Genomic DNA, 540 nt, shown 5'->3' on the forward strand with positions numbered 1-540 from the left:
ATCACACCGGCGTGCACATCCGCCCGGCCCTCCTTAACTCCGCGCAAAGACTCTTCCCAATCGAGCAGCAGGAACTCAACACGAACGTGATTTCTTTCGGCATACTCTCGCCAGAAGTCAATCAGAATGCCTTTGGGTTCACCATCTTGTGAGACATATGAGAACGGCTTCCAAGCCTTAGAATTGGTGACAATCAATGTATCGACTTTAGTTTGGTGAGCGAAACTGTACGAACACATGGCAAGCCATAGTAATAACAACGAAGTACACGCCCTGGTGCACTTGTAACCATAAGTACTAAAACTTGTTGATGCCATACCCACTACTCACCAGTCTTTTTTTGAAAACAATGTCTGCTGTTTGATTCGAATAAAGATATAGCAGACCTATCAATAACGAAATGAGATGCTTATTGATATGAATCTAAATTAGTACTTTTTAATACAAATTTGGTACTTTTTTGTTATTCTTACTTTGAACACGAGGTCACTAATTTGTTTATATGCACTTCATTAATAAGCTCAATTGAACAATTTCTTA

The 540-nt window shown here is 39.6% G+C and carries 1 protein-coding gene; it reads right to left on the reverse strand.

Features of this window, described 5'->3' with window-relative positions; all coding sequences use genetic code 11:
- Positions 1-239: transporter substrate-binding domain-containing protein (locus R7040_RS29405; protein ID WP_411978235.1), on the reverse strand; the 239-nt coding region annotated here is incomplete at its 3' end.
- Positions 240-540: the final 301 nt, after the last annotated feature.

The sequence above is a fragment of the Vibrio sp. 1069 genome (assembly GCF_033340555.1).